At 74.0% G+C, this 18,479-nt stretch carries 13 protein-coding genes; 6 read left to right on the top strand and 7 right to left on the bottom strand.

The window, feature by feature from the left end; translation table 11 throughout:
* Window positions 1–136: 136 nt before the first annotated feature.
* The 3 genes from ABT006_RS33120 to ABT006_RS33110 form a co-directional block, all read right to left on the bottom strand.
* Window positions 137–685: an SRPBCC family protein gene (locus ABT006_RS33120; RefSeq protein ID WP_350712418.1), complete on the bottom strand. Its 549-nt coding sequence runs from the start codon at window positions 683–685 to the stop codon at window positions 137–139.
* A gap of 8 nt (window positions 686–693) precedes the next feature.
* Complete coding sequence (locus ABT006_RS33115) at window positions 694–1,239, bottom strand: SRPBCC family protein (RefSeq protein WP_350712417.1); 546 nt, start codon at window positions 1,237–1,239, stop codon at window positions 694–696.
* Between the two features lie 178 nt (window positions 1,240–1,417).
* Entirely contained in the window at window positions 1,418–2,191 is a 774-nt protein-coding gene (locus tag ABT006_RS33110) for a class I SAM-dependent methyltransferase (protein WP_350712416.1), read from the bottom strand.
* Between the two features lie 205 nt (window positions 2,192–2,396).
* Here ABT006_RS33110 and ABT006_RS33105 point away from each other — a divergent pair, with 205 nt between their 5' ends.
* Window positions 2,397–3,584 (top strand): glycosyltransferase, encoded by a 1,188-nt coding sequence (locus ABT006_RS33105; RefSeq protein ID WP_350712415.1) that lies wholly within the window; start codon window positions 2,397–2,399, stop codon window positions 3,582–3,584.
* 146 nt (window positions 3,585–3,730) lie between these two features.
* Here ABT006_RS33105 and ABT006_RS33100 read toward each other — a convergent pair whose 3' ends face one another.
* Window positions 3,731–4,123, bottom strand: coding sequence for an ArsR/SmtB family transcription factor (locus ABT006_RS33100; RefSeq protein WP_350712414.1), 393 nt, complete (start codon window positions 4,121–4,123; stop codon window positions 3,731–3,733).
* A gap of 111 nt (window positions 4,124–4,234) precedes the next feature.
* Between ABT006_RS33100 and ABT006_RS33095 the strand changes: the two genes are divergently transcribed.
* Window positions 4,235–4,972: a class I SAM-dependent methyltransferase gene (locus ABT006_RS33095; protein ID WP_350712413.1), complete on the top strand. Its 738-nt coding sequence runs from the start codon at window positions 4,235–4,237 to the stop codon at window positions 4,970–4,972.
* Window positions 4,973–5,239: 267 nt separating this feature from the next.
* Here the strand turns inward: ABT006_RS33095 and ABT006_RS33090 are convergent, their stop codons facing one another.
* The 3 genes from ABT006_RS33090 to ABT006_RS33080 all read right to left on the bottom strand — a co-directional run bounded on the left by ABT006_RS33090 (window position 5,240) and on the right by ABT006_RS33080 (window position 8,516).
* Window positions 5,240–6,229, bottom strand: a complete 990-nt coding sequence (locus tag ABT006_RS33090) for an NAD-dependent epimerase/dehydratase family protein (protein WP_350712412.1) — start codon at window positions 6,227–6,229, stop codon at window positions 5,240–5,242.
* A 6-nt stretch (window positions 6,230–6,235) separates the two neighbouring features.
* Entirely contained in the window at window positions 6,236–7,555 is a 1,320-nt protein-coding gene (locus ABT006_RS33085) for a nucleotide sugar dehydrogenase (RefSeq protein WP_350712421.1), read from the bottom strand.
* 118 nt (window positions 7,556–7,673) lie between these two features.
* Complete coding sequence (locus ABT006_RS33080; RefSeq protein ID WP_350712411.1) at window positions 7,674–8,516, bottom strand: helix-turn-helix domain-containing protein; 843 nt, start codon at window positions 8,514–8,516, stop codon at window positions 7,674–7,676.
* A 300-nt stretch (window positions 8,517–8,816) separates the two neighbouring features.
* On the opposite strand from ABT006_RS33080, the gene ABT006_RS33075 reads away from it, so the two are divergent.
* The 4 genes from ABT006_RS33075 to ABT006_RS33060 are packed head-to-tail and all read left to right on the top strand — an operon-like array spanning window position 8,817 to window position 18,477.
* Window positions 8,817–9,785: a DUF1702 family protein gene (locus ABT006_RS33075; protein WP_350712410.1), complete on the top strand. Its 969-nt coding sequence runs from the start codon at window positions 8,817–8,819 to the stop codon at window positions 9,783–9,785.
* 3 nt (window positions 9,786–9,788) lie between these two features.
* Window positions 9,789–11,762, top strand: coding sequence for a CRTAC1 family protein (locus tag ABT006_RS33070; protein ID WP_350712409.1), 1,974 nt, complete (start codon window positions 9,789–9,791; stop codon window positions 11,760–11,762).
* Window positions 11,759–12,721: an enediyne biosynthesis protein gene (locus ABT006_RS33065; protein ID WP_350712408.1), complete on the top strand. Its 963-nt coding sequence runs from the start codon at window positions 11,759–11,761 to the stop codon at window positions 12,719–12,721. Before ABT006_RS33070 ends, ABT006_RS33065 begins: the two co-directional genes overlap by 4 nt.
* Complete coding sequence (locus ABT006_RS33060) at window positions 12,604–18,477, top strand: type I polyketide synthase (protein WP_502891055.1); 5,874 nt, start codon at window positions 12,604–12,606, stop codon at window positions 18,475–18,477. Before ABT006_RS33065 ends, ABT006_RS33060 begins: the two co-directional genes overlap by 118 nt.
* Window positions 18,478–18,479 lie beyond the last annotated feature (2 nt).

The raw sequence follows: 18,479 nt of genomic DNA, 5'->3' as shown, positions 1-18,479 counted from the left end.
GCGCCCCCCCCCCGGGGGGGGGGGGGGGGGGCGGGGGGGGGGCGCGCCCCCCGGGCCGCGGCCCCCCCCCCCGGCCCCGGACGGACGTGAGTCCGTCCGGGGCCGCGTCGTGGTCGGTCGAGCAGCCGTCGCCCGGCTACGAACCGGATTGGACCAGCGCGGCCCAGGCCTCGCCGCGCTCCTGCGAGATCCGCATCATCTCGGGGCTCGGCTCGAACTCCTCGGCCGCGTCCTCCGGGACCGGGCCGCCCGGCAGGTCGCCCCGGACGAACATGCCGAGGAAGTCGAGGGCCATCTCCCAGCCGATGCCGACCTCCACGAGCATCTGCTCCGAGGTCGTCGCGTGCTCAAGCTCCAGCAGGGTGCCGTCGCCCTCCTCGCTGAGTCGCAGCTCCACCTCGCTGTCCGGCTTGCCCTCGTACACCCAGCTGATGGTGAGCCGCCGCGGCGGCTCACAGCGCAGGATGTCGCCGCTGGCGTTGCCCTGCAGGGCGAAGTTGCCGCCCTCGCGGAGGTCGCCCTTGGGCTCGATGAACCAGCGGTTGATGCGGTTCGGGTCGGTGCAGGCGCTCCAGACCTCGTCGACGGGCGCGTCGTACCGCTGCCGGATGATGATGCTGCGGGCCTCGCCGGCCGGGATGGTGCGTCGGCCGAGGGCCCGCTCCGTCGCCTGACCTGATGCCACCGGGCCGTTCACTTCTTCGCCCCTTCCTCGTCGATCTTGTTCTGGAACGACTGGAGGATCGTCGGCCAGCCCTTGTCCATGCCGTTGCGGACCCGCTTGGCGTGCTTGGTGCCCATCCGGTCGAAGTGGGTGTGCTCGACGTCCACCCGGGTCTTCTTCTGGCCGTCGGCCACGAAGGTCACGGTGAACTCGCTCGCGTTGTCCGGGTCGATCCGGCCGAAGCCGTTGAGCCGCCAGCCGATGACCAGCGTGTCCGGGGAGTCCACCTTCCGGATCAGGCCGAAGGTGTGCTCCTCACCCTGCTCGTCGATCTCGTACCAGCGACCGCCCTTCTTGTCGACGCCCAGCGGGGCCCCGACCTTCGTGGTGCGGAAGTTGTTCGGCCACCACTCGGGGAAGCCTTCGAGGAACACCGTGAAGGCGGTCTTGCGGTCGGCCTTGACAGTGACGCTGTGCCGGACGAACGGGTCGTAGTTCGGGGGCTTCGGCTTCTTCGCGGCGGTGCTCTTGGTGGTCGTGCTCTTCGCGGCCGGTGCGGTCTTCTCCTGAGTCATGTCTCGTCCTCACTGTCGCTGCGCGGCGGATGGGCGGGTCAGACGGGGTCCGCCCATCCTCCTCCATAAGTCGGCACGAACGTAAGTTATAGTTTATACGTAGTCCGGTCAATCGCGCGCGACCGCCGCGGTTCCCGCCGGGTGTCGCCGTCCCGGGCCCCGCGGCAGGCTTCGCCGGTCAGTCGCCCCACCGCAGGTACGCCGGCGCCGGGCGGCCCGGCAGCAGGCGCAGCGGGGCATGGTCCAGCCCGAGCACCTCCCGCATCGCGATGTTCTCGCCGGGCCACTTCGGATTGTCGAGCTCGTCGAAGGCGATGATGCTGCCCTTGGTGAGGTAGGGGCGGATCGCCTCCAGTACGGCCTTCGTCGGCTCGTAGAGGTCGAGGTCGAAGTACGCCAGCGCGATGACGGTCTGCGGGTTCTCCGCGAGGTAGCGCGGCACCGTCTCCCGGACGTCCCCCTCGACGAGCACGCTGCGCCGCGTCACGTGGCCGAAGAAGTCGCTGCACTCGTGCGCGTCCAGCACCTCTTTCAGGTACGCCGGATAGCCCCCGGGCACGGCGAAGCGGCCCTCGTACGCCGTCGGGCCGACGCGGTCGACGTCGTTGACGTCGGGGAAGCCGGTGAAGGTGTCGAAGCCGACGATGCGCCGCAGCGGGTTGTAGGGCTCGTAGACACCGCGCAGGGCGGCGAAGGTGGCGAGGTGACGGCCGAACCGGACGCCGAACTCCATGATCACGCCCGGGACGTCGAGGACCTCACGGTAGAGCGCGTCCATGGAGAGCAGGTCGGTCATCTGGTGGCGGCGCAGGAACAGGGGGAGGTTGTTGACCAGTTCCTCCGTCGGGATGGGGGAGTTGGTCAAGAGCTTCGTCAGGCGCTGGGTGGTCTCCGTCTCCTCCGGTGAGTCGTGCACGAACGCACGCAGGTCCTGACCGTCGCCGCTGTCCATCCGCAGCCTCCATTGCGTAGATCACTTGATAGTTTCAAGCGTAGTGGAGGGGTAGGGTCGGCACAACACGGTCGCAGCGGCCGTGATCCTCAGGTCGTTGCCCGCGCATGGGACTTGCGCAAGATGAGCCACTGTAGACCGACTTGCCGACGTGCTAGATATGAATCAAGTAGACGGATCGCCCTGCCAACTCCTGGAAAGGCAAGTGATCACCGTGCGTGTGCTGTTCGCCAGTCTCGGAACCCATGGCCACACCTACCCCCTGCTGCCGCTGGCCACGGCCGCCCGTGCGGCGGGCCACGAGGTCACCTTCGCCACCGGCGAGGGCTTCGCGGGCACCCTGCGGAAGCTGGGCTTCGAGCCGGTCGCGACCGGGATGCCGGTCTTCGACGGGTTCCTGGCGGCGCTGCGGATCCGCTTCGACACCGACAGCCCCGAGGGGCTGACCCCCGAGCAGCTCAGCGAGCTGCCGCAGATCGTGTTCGGGCGGGTCATCCCGCAGCGCGTCCTCGACGAGCTCCAGCCGGTGATCGAGCGGCTGCGGCCCGACCTCGTGGTGCAGGAGATCAGCAACTACGGCGCCGGGCTGGCCGCACTCAAGGCCGGCATCCCGACCATCTGCCACGGGGTCGGCCGGGACACGCCGGACGACCTGACCCGGTCCATCGAGGAGGAAGTGCGGGGGCTGGCCCAGCGGCTCGGCCTCGACCTGCCGCCTGGGCGCATCGACGGCTTCGGCAACCCCTTCATCGACATCTTCCCGCCGTCGCTGCAGGAGCCGGAGTTCCGGGCCCGCCCGCGGCGCCACGAGCTGCGCCCGGTGCCCTTCGCCGAGCAGGGCGACCTCCCGGCCTGGGTATCCTCGCGCGGCACCGCCCGCCCGCTGGTCTACCTGACGTTGGGCACATCCAGCGGCGGCACCGTCGAGGTGCTGCGGGCGGCGATCGACGGGCTCGCCGGCCTCGACGCCGACGTCCTGGTCGCCAGCGGCCCGTCCCTCGACGTCAGCGGGCTGGGCGAGGTGCCGGCCAACGTGCGGCTGGAGTCGTGGGTCCCGCAGGCGGCCCTGCTGCCCCACGTCGACCTGGTGGTGCACCATGGCGGCAGCGGCACGACCCTCGGCGCCCTGGGCGCCGGCGTGCCGCAGCTGTCCTTCCCGTGGGCGGGGGACTCCTTCGCCAACGCGCAGGCGGTGGCGCAGGCCGGCGCCGGCGACCATCTGCTGCCCGACAACATCAGCCCCGACTCGGTGGCGGGCGCCGCGAAGCGCCTGCTGACCGACGAGAGCTACCAGACCGGGGCGCGGGCCGTGGCGGCCGAGATCGCCGCCATGCCGGGCCCCGACGAGGTCGTCCGACTGCTGCCGGACTTCGCCTCCCGCAGCGCGGGCTGACCGGCGGTACGCCGCCGGGGCCGGCCCGTGTCGGCCCCGCCGGCGCCCGTCCACCGGGCGGGGCCGACTGCCCGTGACGCCTGGTCGCGGCTGTCCGTGGCTGCCCGTGACGCCTGGGCGTGGCCGTCGGCGACTGCCCGTACCACCTAGTCCTGGCCGTCGGCGGACGCCCGGGGGCGCGGCCGGCGCCCCTCGGACCCGCCGGTGCGGCCCTCGCCCTGGCGGGCGCGACCGCGCGCGATCTCCGTGCCCAGGGCGTCGAGGCGCTGGTTCCAGAAGCGCCGGTAGCGCTCCAGCCACCGGTCGAGCTCCTGCAGAGGGGCGGGGTCGACCGCGTAGAGCCGCCGGGTGCCCTGCGGGCGGACGGTGGCGAAGCCGTTCTCGCGCAGCACCCGGAGGTGCTGGGAGACGCCGGGCTGGGAGATGCCGAACTCGCGCTGCACGACCGCACCGACCTCGCCGGCCGACAGTTCGCCGTCCGCCAGCAGCTCGATGATGCGCCGGCGGACGGGATCGCCCAGGATGTCGAACGCGTGCACGGGTACGACAATATCAGACCGGGGTTATAGAAGCCGCAGGTTCGGCCGGTCGGGCCGTCGGTACCGCCGTGACGGCTGACGGACCGGGCGGCCGCGTCGCGAGGGGGAGAGATGTTCGGACCGGAGCACGCCGAGGTGTACGAGGCTGCCTACCGCGGCCGCGGCAAGAGCTGGCACGACGAGGCGACGGACGTGGCCGACCGGATCCTGGCCGCCCGCCCCGACGCCGTCCGGCTGCTCGACGTCGGCTGCGGCACGGGCGCGCACCTCGAGACCTTCGCCGCCCGTTTTCCCCACGTGGAGGGGCTCGAACTGGCTCCGGCGATGCTGGCGCTCGCCCGGCACCGGCTGCCCGGGGTGCGCCTGCACGCCGGGGACATGCGGGCGTTCGACCTCGGCGTCACGTTCGACGCGGTGACCTGCCTGTTCACCGCGGTCAACTTCCTCGGCACGGTGGCCGAGATGCGGGCCGCCGTGGCCGCGATGTCGGCCCACCTGGCGCCGGGCGGCGTGCTGGTGCTCGAGCCGTGGTGGTTCCCGGAGCGGTTCATCGACGGGTACGTCGGCGGCGACCTGGTGCGCGAGGAGGGCCGCACGGTGGCGCGGGTGTCGCGGTCCACCCGGCAGGGGCGGGTGACGCGGATGGAGGAGCGCTGGCTCGTCGGCGACGCCGCCGGGATCCGGGAGTTCAGCCAGGTCGGCCTGCTCACCATGTTCACCCGCGAGGAGTACGACTCGGCGTTCGCGGCGGCCGGCTGCGAGTCCGCGTACGTCGAGGGCTGGTTGACCGGCCGGGGCCTTTTCGTGGCGACGCGCACCGGCGGCTCGGCCACCCCGTCAAAGGGCTGACCGCCCCGGGTCGAGCGGCTCGACGGCCGATCTTCCGAGCCCTTCAGATAGCCGACAGGACGCTGGCTGCGGCATCACGGCCGTGGCAGTCTCCTGTTCGCAATGATCTATTCGTCAGTTTGTCGAAATTGCTAGAACCGGACGCTCGTCGGCGATCTCGTGAGCCGTTCACGGATTCGTCGGAATGTGTCCCGGTTGATTTCCGTGCCTGGCCGGACCGACCCGCCCGCCACCCGCCGGCGGTGAAGGCCGACGCACCGGCCCGACCTACCTGACGACCAGTCCGTCGTCGGCCTGCGCGGTCCACCACGGGTTGCGGCGGGCCCACTCGACGGTCCGGCGCAGGCCGGTCACCAACGGCACGCGGGCCCGCCAGTCCAGCAGCGCGGCGGCCTTGCCGCAGTCCGGCACGCGGCGGGGAATGTCCTGGTAGCGGGCGCCGAGCCCGGCTCCGGTGTCCGCGGTCTGGGCCGCCACCGGCACCCCGGCCACCGTGCCGGCCAGCCGGATCGCCTCGGCGACGGTGGTCTCCACGCTGCTGCCGATGTTGAAACACTCGCCGACGGCGCGTGGGTGGGCGGCGGCCAGCAGGGTCGCCTCGGCCGCCTCGTCGATCCAGGTGAAGCACCGCGTCTGGCGGCCGTCGTCGTACACCACGGGCGGAACGCCCCGCAGCAGGCGGGCGACGGTGCGGCTCAGGACGTAGGCCGGGCGCTGGCGCGGGCCGTAGACGTTGAAGTACCGCAGGACCGTCACCGGCAGGCCCTCCTGCCGGTGGAACGCGAACGCCAGGTGCTCGGCCGCCGCCTTGCTCGTCGAGTACGACCACCGGTCCGTCGCCGTGCTGCCGAGCACCCGGTCGTCGTCCTCCCGCCACGGCACCCGCGGATTGCGCCCGTACACCTCGCTCGTGCTGGACACCACGACCCGGGCGCCGGCGCGCAGCGCGGCGCGCAACGCGTTCCGGGTGCCGTCCACGTTGATCTCGACCACGTCCAGCGGCCGGCTGAGGTACCGGTCGACGCCGACGACCGCCGCGAGGTGGTAGACCTCGTCCACCCCGGTGGCGGCAGCCGCCAGCCCGTCGGCGTCCCGGACGTCGCCGCGGACGTGCCGGATCGCGCCCGGCGGGTGCTCCAGGTCGGGCGGCGGGTCGGCGAGGTCGAAGACAACGACCTCGTCACCCCGGCGGAGCAGCCGTTCGACGACGTGACTGCCGACGAAGCCGAAGCCGCCGGTGACCAGGGATCTGGGCACTGTCTCTCACCTTCCAATGCCGCGGTAGGCGAAGCCGAGCCGGTGCAGCTCGCGGATGCGCGCCGGCGAGAGGTGCATGCGGCCGTCGAAGACCAGGCAGGGCTCGTCCACCCGCTCGACCAGGGCGCCGAAGTCGAGCTCGTGGAACTGGCGGTGCCCGGCGAGGAAGGCCAGGCAGCCCGCCCCGCTCACCGCCTCGTCCAGGCTCGCCGCCGGTGCGGTGCCGAACCGGGCGACGATCTCGGCGGGGTCGGCCAGCGGGTCGAAGATCCGGACCTGGAAGCCGCTGTCGCGCAGCGCCGCCACGACCCCGCGCACCGGAGTGTTGCGGACGTCCCCGGTGTCGTTCTTGAACGCCGCACCGAGCACGGCGATCGTCGTCTCGGACCGGTCCCGCCCCAGCTTGACCAGCTCGTCGGCGATGACGGCGGCGGTGTGCCGGGGCATGTCGTCGTTGACCGCGCGCGCGGTCTCGACCGTGCGCAGGGGCACGCCGCGGTCCCGGCCGTCCCGCCACGCCATCCACGGGTCCTTCGTCAGGCAGGAGCCGCCGACACCCACCCCCGGCAGCAGCAGGTTCACCATGCTGCTGCCCTTGGGCAGGGTGTTCGCCGCGCCGATGACGTCGAGGACGTCCACCCCCAGCACCGCGCAGTACCGGGCGAGCTCGTTGGCGATCGCCACGTTCGCGTCGATCCACCAGTTGGTCGCGAGCTTGACCACCTCGGCCGCCTCGGCCGAGGGCACCTGCCGGACGTCGACGCCGAGCGCGGACCGCCAGAACCGCTCGGCCGCGGTGGCGCTGCGCGGGCCGCACCCGCCCACCACCACCGGCAGCGTCCGCACCTGCGCCAGCGCCACCCCCTCGGCGAGTCGCTCCGGGCAGAAGGCCAGCCCGAAGTCGCGCTCGTGCACCAGCCCGCCGCTCTCCAGCAGGGGCGCGACGAGGGTCCGGGTGGTGCCGGGGGAGACCGTCGACTTGAGGATCACCAGTTGCCCGGCGCGCAGCCGTGGGGCGATCTGCTCGCACGCCGCGACGAGCTGGTCGGTGACCATCTCGTGGCCGGCGTCGGTCGGGGTGCCGACCGTCACGATCACCACGTCCGCCGCGGCGACCGGGTCGTACGACGTGCTGGCCGTCAGCCGTCCGGTGGCGGCGAGGTCCCGGACGGCGCCGGCCAGGCCGGGTTCGGGCAGCCGGCAGCGGCCGGCCCGCAGGTCCGCGACGGTGCCCGGGTCGCTGTCGACGGCGACCACCTCGGCGCCGCGGCCGGCGAGGGTGACGGCGAGACAGGTGCCGACGTAGCCGGCACCGGCGATGACCACCCTCAGCGGAGACGGTCCGCCCGGGTCGGGAAGGAACGGCATGATGGCCCGGCACCGCCTTCCTGGTCACGACCTCGTGGTCCTGTCGCCGACACGCGCGCGTGCCCGTGCCGGCGGGTCACGCGATGGCCGCCGCGGCCAGCGCGGTGCGGCCGGCCGACCAGGCCGGGCCCGAGCGGCCCACCGGGCCGGACAGCCGCGTGAACGTCTCGACGAGCCGGCACACCGGGCCGATGGCCAGCGCCGGCGGGTCGGTCGGCCGCGGCGGCGCGGTGGCGACCGGGGCGGCCGCGCAGCCGTCCTGGGGCAGCACCAGCTCGGCGGTGCCGACCAGATGGCTGGTGGGCTCCTCGTCCACGAGTGCCCGGGTCAGCGTGCTGTCGCCCCGGACCAGCACGACCCGGGCCTGGTACGTGCCCGGGCGCGCCACCACCGGGACCTGCGCGCCGTCGGGCGCCACCGCCCACGCGGTCGGCGCGTCCGCGGCCTCCCCGTCAGCCCGCAGGCCGACCAGCACCAGGTCGCCGGGCTCGCTGTCGGGCACGTGCAGCACCATCCGGGGCCGGGTGACCTCAGTGACGGCGTTGCGCAGCCAGCCCGCCAGGACGTGGCAGGGCCGGCCGGCCAGCAGCCGGGACATCTGCCGGAAGTGCCCCGGCGACGTGCCGACCAGCCGGGAGAACTGGGTGGTGAAGGTCCCCGCGCTCGTGTAGCCGACGTGGCCGCTGATCGCGGTCACCGTCAGGCCGGAGTGCAGCAGCATCCGGCGGGCCTCCGCCATCCGCAGCGCGGCGAGGAAGCGGGCCGGGGTCATCGTGGTCACGTCACGGAACAGCCGGTGGAAGTGGAACGGGCTGAAGGGAACCACCCGGGCCAGGTCGGCCAGCTGCAGCGGCTCCGACAGATGCCGGCGCATGTAGTCGATGGCCCGCGCCGCAGCCGCCTCCCGGGACTGCTCCATCGTGCTCCGGGCAACGCCAGACGTCGATTTCACATCAGCTCCCTGTGGCAGTGGATCGGGCACCGCAGAGGAGTCTGCGTAGTCCTCCTTGACGATTTCTTGAACGCCTCGGCAACCGGCGGGGGGCGCCATTGGCGGGTCAGCCGAGCAAGTTGGGAGAAGTGGATCCGATGAACGCCGTGAAACATGGGTCCGTAGCGGTACGGCGATCCGGGGCTCCCGTCGGAGCTGGATTTCGACGAACCATTTCGTCAACTGTCGTCTGATTTCACCGCGTCCCACCTGCGGGAGGAGTGCGGCATGCCCGCCAATTGGCGAACCATTCGTCAATACGTCCTGACGCCGGGGATGGCCCAGACCACCTTCGCGACCCGAGGCTTCCGTGCCCGGGACGAGCCGACCCGTGAGCGGCTCGAGTCGGTCGGCGCCCACTTCCTCACCGGCTACGGGCACGCCGTCGGCGCCCGCGGCCCGGACGAGGCGGCCGTGGCGCTGGAGACCGTCGAGCCCGAGCTGCGCGGGTTCGCGTACGAGGGCGCGGCGATGGGCCTCGCCGTCCTGGACGGGCTGACCGGTGGCCGCCGCGTCGCCCGGTTCCTGGCCGGGCCGGCCGCCCGGCACGTCTACATGGTCCATGTCGGGGTGGGCTGGGCGATGGCCCGTCTGCCCCGCTGGCGTCGGCACGCCATCCAACCCGCCGACCGGCTGCTGGGCTGGCTCGCCCTGGACGGCTACGGATTCCACCAGGCGTACTTCCACACCCGGCGGTACGTGCGGTCGCACCGGCGCGACGAGGTGCTGCCCTGGCCCGGCGACCCGATCGGGCGGTGGACCGGGCGCGTCGTGGACCAGGGCATCGGCCGCGCGCTGTGGTTCGTCGAGGGCGGCGACACCGACCGGATCGCCGACACGGTCGACGGGTTCCCGCCGGACCGGCACGAGGACCTGTACAGCGGGGTGGCGCTGGCCGCCACGTACGCCGGCGGGGCACCGCCCGAGGACCTGTGGCGGCTGCGCGAGCGCAGCGGCGCGTACGCCCCGGCGATGGCGCAGGGCAGCGCCTTCGCGGCGGAGGCCCGGGAGCGCGCCGGGCTGACCACCGCGCACACCGCGGTCGCCACCGACGTCTTCTGCGGCGCGCCACCGGCCGAGGCGGCGGCGGTCACCCAGGCCGCGCTGGCCGACCTCGACCGGGACGGGCCGGAGCCGGCCTACCTGGTGTGGCGGCAGCGGATCGCCAAGCAGTTCGTGACGCTGGGGAGGTGCTGACCCTTGTCGGCAATCATCACTATGCTCCGCCGGCAGATCGCCGGGCTGGCCGCGCTGGTGCTGCTCACCGGCATGTACGTGCTGGTCCGGCAGCCGGAGGCGAACGCCGACGAGCGGCGCGCCATGGCACAGCCGTACCGGTTCACGCCGATGTCGCTGCCGATGCCGGGCGGGCTGCCGCAGCAGTCGATCCGCCGGGTCAACGGCGCGTACCAGCATCTGGCGGCGTGGATCTCCTCCGTCGGCGCCGGCGTCGCGATGAACGACCTGGACGGCGACGGGCTGGCCAACGACATGTGCGTCACCGACCCGCGCATCGACCGCGTCGTGGTGACCCCGGCCCCGACCGCCGGCGCCGAGCGTTATCAGCCGTTCGTGCTGGACCCCGCGCCCCTGCCGACGAACCCGTACATCGCCCCGATGGGCTGCCTGCCCGGCGACCTCAACGCCGACGGCCGCACCGACCTGCTCGTGTACTGGTGGGGCCGGACCCCGGTGGTCTTCCTGGCCCGGGCGGACGCGACCGGACTGTCCCGGGACGCCTACCACCCGGTCGAGCTGGTGCCGGGCGCGGTGACCGGCGGGAGCCGGTACGACGGGCCGAAGTGGAACACCAACGCCGCCACGCTGGCCGACTTCGACGGGGACGGGCACCTGGACGTCTACATCGGCAACTACTTCCCCGACAGCGCCGTCCTCGACGACACCGTGCACGGCGGGGTGGCGATGAACCGGTCCATGTCCAACGGCCTCAACGGCGGCGAGGACCACGTGTTCCGGTGGACCGGCGGCACGGCCGGCGCCACGCCGAGCGTCTCCTTCGCCGAGGTCCCGGACGTCTTCGACACCAAGGTCTCCCGGGGTTGGACCCTGGCCGTCGCCGCGAACGACCTCGACGGCGACCAGTTGCCCGAGCTGTACGTGGCCAACGACTTCGGGCCGGACCGGCTGCTGCACAACCGGTCGGAGCGGGGGCGGATCGACTTCGCGCTGGTCGAGAGCCCCGGGCTGCCCGGCCTGACCCCCAAGTCCAAGCGGCTCGGCCACGACTCGTTCAAGGGCATGGGCGTGGACTTCGGTGACATCGACGGCGACGGCATGTTCGACCTGTACGTCGGCAACATCACCACCTCGTTCGGCATCCAGGAGAGCAACTTCGCGTTCGTCAACACCGCCGCCGACACCGACGCGCTGCGCGCCGCGCTGCGGGCCGGCGAGGCGCCGTGGCACGACCGGAGCGCCGAACTGGGCCTGGCCTGGAGCGGGTGGAGCTGGGACGTCAAGTTCGGCGACTTCACCAACCGCGGCGAACCGGCCATCGTGCAGACCGCCGGCTTCGTCAAGGGCGAGGTCAACCGCTGGGCGCAGTTGCAGGAGGCGGCCACCGCCAACGACGACCTGCTGTCCAACCCCCGCTGGTGGCCCAGGGTCGAGCAGGGCGACGACATCGCCGGCGGCCAGCACCTGGCCTTCCACGTCCGGGGCGCCAACGGCCGCTACGAGGACCTCAGCCATGAACTGGGCCTGGCCGACCGGGTGCCCAGCCGGGGCATCGCGACCGGCGACGCCGACGGCGACGGCCGGCTCGACTTCGCCGTCGCCCGGCAGTGGGACGCGCCGGTCTTCTACCGCAACGACAGCCCGGACACCGGGTCCTTCCTCACCCTGCGGCTGCTGCACGAGCAGGCGCCGGCCGCCGGCCCTCTCGCCGGGGCGGGGTCGCCGGTCGTCGGCGCGCAGGTCCGGGTGACCACGCCGGACGGCCGGGTGCTCATCGACCGGGTCGACGGCGGCAGCGGCCACTCCGGCCGGCGCAGCAACGAGGTGTCGCTCGGTCTCGGCGACGTGACCGGCCCGGTGTCGGTCCACCTCACCTGGCGGGACCGCTCCGGCGTCCCGCACGAGCAGGAGCTGGCGCTCACCGCCGGTCGACACACCCTCACCCTCGGTTCGCAGGCTCGGGAGGTCTCGCGATGACGCAGAAGCCGGCGAAGGACCCGCGGATCACCGCGCTGCGCAGGTTCGCCATCTCCATCACCATCCTCAACATCGCCGGCTACACCGTGCTCGGCTTCGAGCAGGCCTGGGCGTGGCCGCTGATCGCGATTGCCACCGGCTACACCGTCGAGCTCGGGCTGGAGATCATCGGCGCGCGGGCGGAGCAGCGCCCGCCCCGGTTCCGCGGCAACGGCCTGCGCGGCCTGGTCGAGTTCCTCTACCCCGCGCACATCACCGCCCTCGCGGTGAACATGCTGCTGTACGTCAACGACCGCCTGCCGGTAATGATCTTCGCGGTGGCCGTGGCGATCAGCGGGAAGTGGCTGCTGCGGGTGCCGGTCAACGGCCGGCTGCGGCACTTCATGAACCCGTCCAACTTCGGCATCGCCGTGGTGCTGCTGCTCTTCCCGTGGATCTCGATCTCCCCGCCGTACCAGTTCACCGAATACCTGGAGGGTCCCGCGGACTGGATCGTCCCCGCGGTCATCGTCGTCTTCGGCACCATGCTCAACGCGAAGCTCACCGGCCGGATGTGGCTGATCGCCGGCTGGCTGGGCGTCTTCGTGCTCCAGTCGGTGGTGCGGGGACTCGTGCTGGACACCTCCATCCCGTCGGCGCTGGCCACCATGACCGGGGTGGCGTTCGTCCTGTTCACCAACTACATGATCACCGACCCGGGAACGACCCCGTCGCGGCCGCTGTCCCAGTTCGCCTTCGGCGGCGGGGTGGCCCTGGTCTACGGCATCCTCACCGGCGCGTCCATCGTCTACGGCCTCTTCTTCGCCACCGCCATCGTCTGTCTGATCCGGGGCGGCTTCCTCTGGTCGCTGCACGCGGTGCGCATCGCTGCCCGCGACGGCAGGGGCACGACGCCCGCCGCCCCGGGGACCGTCGACGGCACAGTGCCACCCGTGGCCCGCGAGATGGTGCGGGCATGAGCAGGATCGCCGTCGTCGGCCTGGCCTGCCGCTTCCCGGACGCCGCCGGCCCCGGGCAGCTGTGGGAGAACGCCCTCGCCGGGCGGCGCGCGTTCCGTCGCCTGCCCGACGAGCGGATGCGGGCCGCCGACTACTGGTCCCCGGACCCGGCCGCCCCCGACCGCTACTACGCCGGCAACGCGGCCGTCATCGAGGGCTACGAGTTCGACCGGGTCGGGTTCAAGGTCAGCGGGAGCACGTACCGGTCCACCGACCTCACCCACTGGCTGGCCCTCGACATGGCCGCGCAGGCACTCGCCGACGCCGGGTACCCCGAGGGCGACGGGCTGCCGCGGGAGCGGACGGCGGTGGTCGTCGGCAACACGCTGACCGGCGAGTTCACCCGGGCCGGCATGATGCGCCTGCGCTGGCCGTACGTCCGGCGCGTGGTGGGCGCCGCCCTCGGCGAGCAGGGCTGGGACGACGCCCGGGTGGCCGCCTTCCTCGCCGACCTGGAACGCTCCTACAAGGCGCCGTTCGCCGAGATCACCGAGGACAGCCTCGCGGGCGGCCTGTCCAACACCATCGCCGGGCGGATCTGCAACCATTTCGACCTGCACGGCGGCGGGTACACCGTGGACGGTGCCTGCGCCTCGTCGCTGCTGTCGGTGGTCACGGCCTGCCGCAGCCTGACCGACCTCGACGTCGACGTGGCCGTGGCCGGCGGCGTGGACCTGTCCATCGACCCCTTCGAGATGGTCGGCTTCGCCAAGACCGGCGCGCTCGCCGGCGACGAGATGCGCGTCTACGACCGCCGGTCCAACGGGTTCTGGCCCGGCGAGGGCTGCGGCATGGTGGTGCTCATGCGGGAGCGGGACGCGCTCGCGCAGGGCCGGCGCATCTACGCCTCCGTGGCCGGGTGGGGCGTCTCCTCGGACGGCCGGGGCGGCATCACGCGGCCGGAGGCGGCCGGCTACCGGCTGGCGCTGCGGCGCGCGTACCAGCGGGCCGGTTTCGGGGTGGACACCGTGCCGCTGTTCGAGGGGCACGGCACCGGCACGGCCGTCGGCGACGGCACCGAGCTTCGCGCCCTGAGCGAGGAACGCCGGGCGGCCGACCCGGACGCCGACGCCGCCGCGATCGGATCCATCAAGGGGATGATCGGTCACACCAAGGCCGCGGCCGGGGTGGCCGGCCTGATCAAGGCCGTCCTGGCCGTGCACCACCAGGTCGTCCCGCCGACCGTCGGGTGCGTCGAGCCGCACCCGGAACTCACCGCGGACCGGCCCGCGCTGCGCGCCGTACGGCGGGCCGAGCCGTGGCCGGCCGGCGCCGCGCAGCGGGCCGGCGTCACCGCGATGGGCTTCGGCGGCATCAACACCCACCTCGTCGTCGACGGCCCCACCCGCCCCCGCCGCCGGTCCCTCGACCGGCGGACGCAGCAGCTCGCCCGGTCCGTGCAGGACGCCGAGCTGCTCCTGGTCGACGCGGACACCCGCGACGAGCTGCACGACCGGCTGGACGACCTGCGGACGGTCGTGGCCGGGCTGGCCTTCGCCGAGCTGGGCGACCTCGCCACGACCCTGCACCGGGGCCAGCGCGGCCGCGTGTACCGGGCGGCGGTCGTGGCCCGGTCGCCGGAGGAGGCCGACCGCGGCCTCGGACTGGCGGCCCGGGCCCTGGCGCCCGAGGGCGCCGGGACACTGGTCGACCCGGGGCGGGGCGTCTTCGTCGGCCGGGTCACCCGGCCGGCCCGGGTCGGCTTCCTGTTCCCCGGCCAGGGCTCCGGCCGGGGCTGGGGCGGCGGGGCGCTGCGCCGGCGGTTCACCGAGGTGGACGACGTCTACCGCGCGGCCGGGGAACCGCCCAGGGACGAGGCGGCCGGGTCGACCGCGTTCGCCCAACCCCGGATCGTCACGGGCTCGCTGGCCGGGCTGCGCGCCCTCGCCGCGCTCGACATCGACGCGACCGTCGTCGTCGGCCACAGCCTCGGCGAGCTGACCACGCTGCACTGGGCGGGCTGCCTCGACGAGGACGAGCTGCGGGAACTCGTCACGCTCCGGGGCGAGGCCATGGCCAGGCACGCCGCGCCGGGGGCGATGCTCGGCGTCACCGCCGGGCCGGAGGAGACCCTCGCCCTGCTGGCCGGCACCAGCGCGGTGATCGCGGGCTACAACGGGCCGCGGCAGACGGTGGTCGCCGGCGGCGACGACGTCGTGGCCGAGGTGGCCCGGCGGGCCGCGACGGCGGGGGTGAGCTGCACCCGGCTGCGCGTCCCGCACGCCTTCCACTCGCCGCTGATGACACCGGCGGCCACCGCCTTCGCCGAGCGCCTGCGGTCCCGCCGGTTCGGGCCGCTGCTGCGCCGGGTGGCCTCGACGGTGACCGGCGCCGTCCTCCCGTCGGACACCGACCTGCCGCAGCACCTGCACCGGCAGATCGAGGCTCCGGTGCGCTTCGCCGCCGCGCTGGCACGCGCCGCCGCCGAGGTCGACCTGTTCCTCGAGGTCGGCCCCGGCAAGGTGCTCACCGGGCTGGCCCGCGAGCAGGCGCCGGACGTGCCGGCGCTGGCGGTCGACACCGACGCCGAGTCGCTGTCCGGCCTGCTCGCCGCGGTCGGCGCGGTGTACGCGCTCGGCGGGCCGGCCGCGTACCCGGCCCTGTTCGAGGACCGGCTGACCCGACCGTTCGACCCGCACCGCGCCCGCACCTTCTTCGCGAGCCCGTGCGAGGCGGCACCCGAGCTGGCCGAGCCGGCGCCGGCCGCGGTCGAACCGGTCCCGGCTCCGGCCCGGGCCGACGACACCCCGCTGCCGGCCGTCACCGGCGCGCTGGAGCTGGTGCGGAACCTCGTGGCGCAGCGCGCCGAACTGCCGGTGGAGGTGCTCCGGGACGACAGCCGGTTCCTCGACGACCTGCACATGAGCTCGATCACCGTCGGCCAGCTCGTCAACGAGGCCGCCCGCGCCATGGGGCTCTCCGCGGTGGCGATACCGACCAACTTCGCCACCGCCACCGTCCGGGAGATGGCCGAGGCGCTGGAGGCCCGGGAGCGCGAGGCCCCGCACGAGCGCCCGGACCTCGTCGCCGGCGTCGCGCCGTGGGTGCGCACCTTCGTCGTCGACCTGGTCGACGAGCCGCTGGCGGCGACGGAACCGACGGAGCCGTGCGGTCGCTGGCAGGTGTTCGCCGACCCCGACCACCCGCTCGCGGACGCGCTGCGCCGGGCCCTGGAGGCGGGCGGCGTCGGCGACGGCGTGCTGGTCTGCCTGCCGGACGAACCCGACGAGGAGCACCTGGCCGTCGCGGTGCGCGGGGCCCAGGCGGCGCTGCGTCAACCGCCCGGCGGGCGGCTCGTGGTGGTGCAGCCGGCGGCGCGGGCGGGGGCGGTGGCCAAGACCGCCCGGCTGGAGGGCGACCGGCTGCGGACCACCGTCGTGACCACCCCCCTCGAACCGGCCGCGGTCGACCGGGTGGTCGCCGACGTGGCCGCCACGGAGGAGTTCACCGAGGTGGTGTACGACCCGGGCGGCGTCCGCCGGGTGCCCGTGCTGCGCCCGCTGCCCGCGTCCGGCGCCGAGCCGGAAGCGCTGCCGCTGGGTCCGGCGGACGTGCTGCTGGTGACCGGCGGCGGCAAGGGCATCACCGCCGAGTCCGCGCTGATGCTGGCCGGCGAGAGCGGCGCCCGGTTGGCCGTCCTCGGCCGGTCCGACCCCGCCGCCGACGAGGCCCTGGCCGGCAATCTGATGCGACTCGCGGACGCCGCGTCCGACCTGCGCTACCTGCGCGTCGACGTCACCGACGCCGCCGCGGTGGCCGCCGCGGTCGCCGCGGTGACCGCCGACTGGGGTCCGGTGACCGCCGTGCTGCACGGCGCCGGGCAGAACACCCCGTCCGCGCTCGTCGACCTGGACGAGGCGGCCCTGCGGGCCGTGTTCGCCGCCAAGGTCGACGGCCTGCGGGCGGTCCTCGCCGCGGTCGACCCCGCACAACTGCGCCTGCTGGTCACGTTCGGCAGCATCATCGGGCGGGCCGGACTGCACGGCGAGGCGCACTACGCCGCGGCGAACGAGGCGCTGGCCGAGCTGACCCGGGAGGTGGCCGCGACGCGGCCGGGGTGCCGCGCCGTCTGCCTGGAGTGGTCGGTGTGGTCCGGGGTCGGCATGGGGGAGCGGCTGTCGGTGGTCGAGTCGTTGAGCGGCTCCGGCGTCACCCCGATCAGCCCCGACGACGGCCTGCGGGTCCTGCGCGAGGTGGTCGCCGACGACACGCTGCCTCCGGTGGTGGTGGTCACCGGCCGCACCGGCGGCGTGGAGACCCTGCGCTACCACCGCTCCGAGCTGCCCCTGCTGCGCTTCACCGAACGGCCGCTGGTGCGCTACGACTGCATCGAGCTGGTCTGCGAGGTCGACCTGGCCCGCACCACGGATCCGTACCTCGAGGACCACCGGCTCGACGGTGACCTGCTGTTCCCGGCGGTGCTCGGGTTGGAGGCCATGGCCCAGGTGGCCACCGCCCTGGCCCGGCACCCGGGGGTGCCCGTGATCGAGGAGGTTCGGTTCGACCGCCCGGTGGTCGTCGACCCGGACGCCGGCACGACCGTACGCATCGCCGCGCTGGTCCGGTCGGAGCAGGTCATCGACGTCGTCCTGCGCAGCGCGGCGACCGGTTTCGCGGCCGACCACTTCCGCGCCCGGCTCCGGTTCGCGCCGGACGAGACCTATCCGGCGTACACCGCGGCGCCGGCGCCGGCGGAGCTGCCGGCCGTACCGCTCGACCCGGCCCGCGACCTCTACGGCGACGTGTTGTTCCAGGCCGGTCGGTTCCGCCGGATCAAGGGCTACCGGCAGGTCGCGGCGCGCGTCGCCGAGGCCGAGGTGGTCACCAGCGACGCCGCCTCCTGGTTCAGCGCCTTCCTGCCGGGCCGGCTGGTGCTCGGCGACCCGGGCGCCCGGGACGCGTTTATGCACGGGATCCAGGTCTGCGTGCCGGACGCGACGCTGCTGCCGGAGGGCATCGACCGGATCTGGTCGGCGGGCCCCAAGCTGTCGGCCACCGAGGCCGTGACGATGACCGCGCGGGAACGCGAGCAGCACGGCACCGCCTACGTGTACGACGTCGTCGTCCGGGACGCCACCGGCGCGGTGATCGAGCACTGGATGGGCCTGCGACTGCGCGCCGTGCGTCCGCACGCGCCGCGCGGGTCCTGGCCGCCCGCGCTGCTGGGGCCGCTGCTGCAACGACGGCTCGCCGAGGTGTTCCCCGGCGACATCGCCGTCGCCGCCGCGCCCGGCGGCGGGCCCCGCGACTCCGGCGCGCTGCTCTCCCGCGCGCTGGGCCAGCCCGTGGTGGTGCGGCACCGGCCTGACGGACGGCCGGAGGTCGACCTGCCGTACACCGTCTCCGTGGCGTACTCGGCGCCGCTCGACCTCGCCGTCGCCGGGGACGGGACGCTCGCCTGCGACGCCGAGCCGGTGGCCGCCCGCCCGGCGGACGTGCGACACGACCTGGTGGGCCGGCACGGCGCCGTGGCGGCGCTGCTCGTCGCGGAGGTCGGCGACCCGCCGGACGTGGCCGCCACCCGGGTCTGGTGCGCGGAGGAGTGCCTGCAGAAGGCCGGCCGCCCCGAGGGCCGGCTCACCCTGCTGCCCGGGGCGCTCCCCGACGGCTGGGTGGTGCTGGACGCCGGCGACGTCCGGATCGCCACCCGGGTCGTCGCGGTGGCGGGAGCGGCGGCGCCGACCGTGGTCGCCGTGCTCGGCGGGGCGGGGCGGTGAGC

It is taken from the genome of Micromonospora sp. NPDC002717, from assembly GCF_040295705.1.
GTDB lineage: Bacteria > Actinomycetota > Actinomycetes > Mycobacteriales > Micromonosporaceae > Micromonospora.
The sequence above is the reverse complement of the archived record's forward strand: the minus strand, read 5'-3'. Positions and strand labels throughout refer to the sequence as shown.

Excerpts from the sequence above, each read along its gene's own strand:
- ABT006_RS33115 (WP_350712417.1), bottom strand. The coding sequence starts at position 1,239 with ATGACTCAGGAGAAGACCGCACCGGCCGCGAAGAGCACGACCACCAAG.
- ABT006_RS33110 (WP_350712416.1), bottom strand. The coding sequence starts at position 2,191 with ATGGACAGCGGCGACGGTCAGGACCTGCGTGCGTTCGTGCACGACTCA.
- ABT006_RS33095 (WP_350712413.1), top strand. The coding sequence starts at position 4,235 with ATGTTCGGACCGGAGCACGCCGAGGTGTACGAGGCTGCCTACCGCGGC.
- ABT006_RS33080 (WP_350712411.1), bottom strand. The coding sequence starts at position 8,516 with ATGGAGCAGTCCCGGGAGGCGGCTGCGGCGCGGGCCATCGACTACATG.
- ABT006_RS33075 (WP_350712410.1), top strand. The coding sequence starts at position 8,817 with ATGCCCGCCAATTGGCGAACCATTCGTCAATACGTCCTGACGCCGGGG.
- ABT006_RS33065 (WP_350712408.1), top strand. The coding sequence starts at position 11,759 with ATGACGCAGAAGCCGGCGAAGGACCCGCGGATCACCGCGCTGCGCAGG.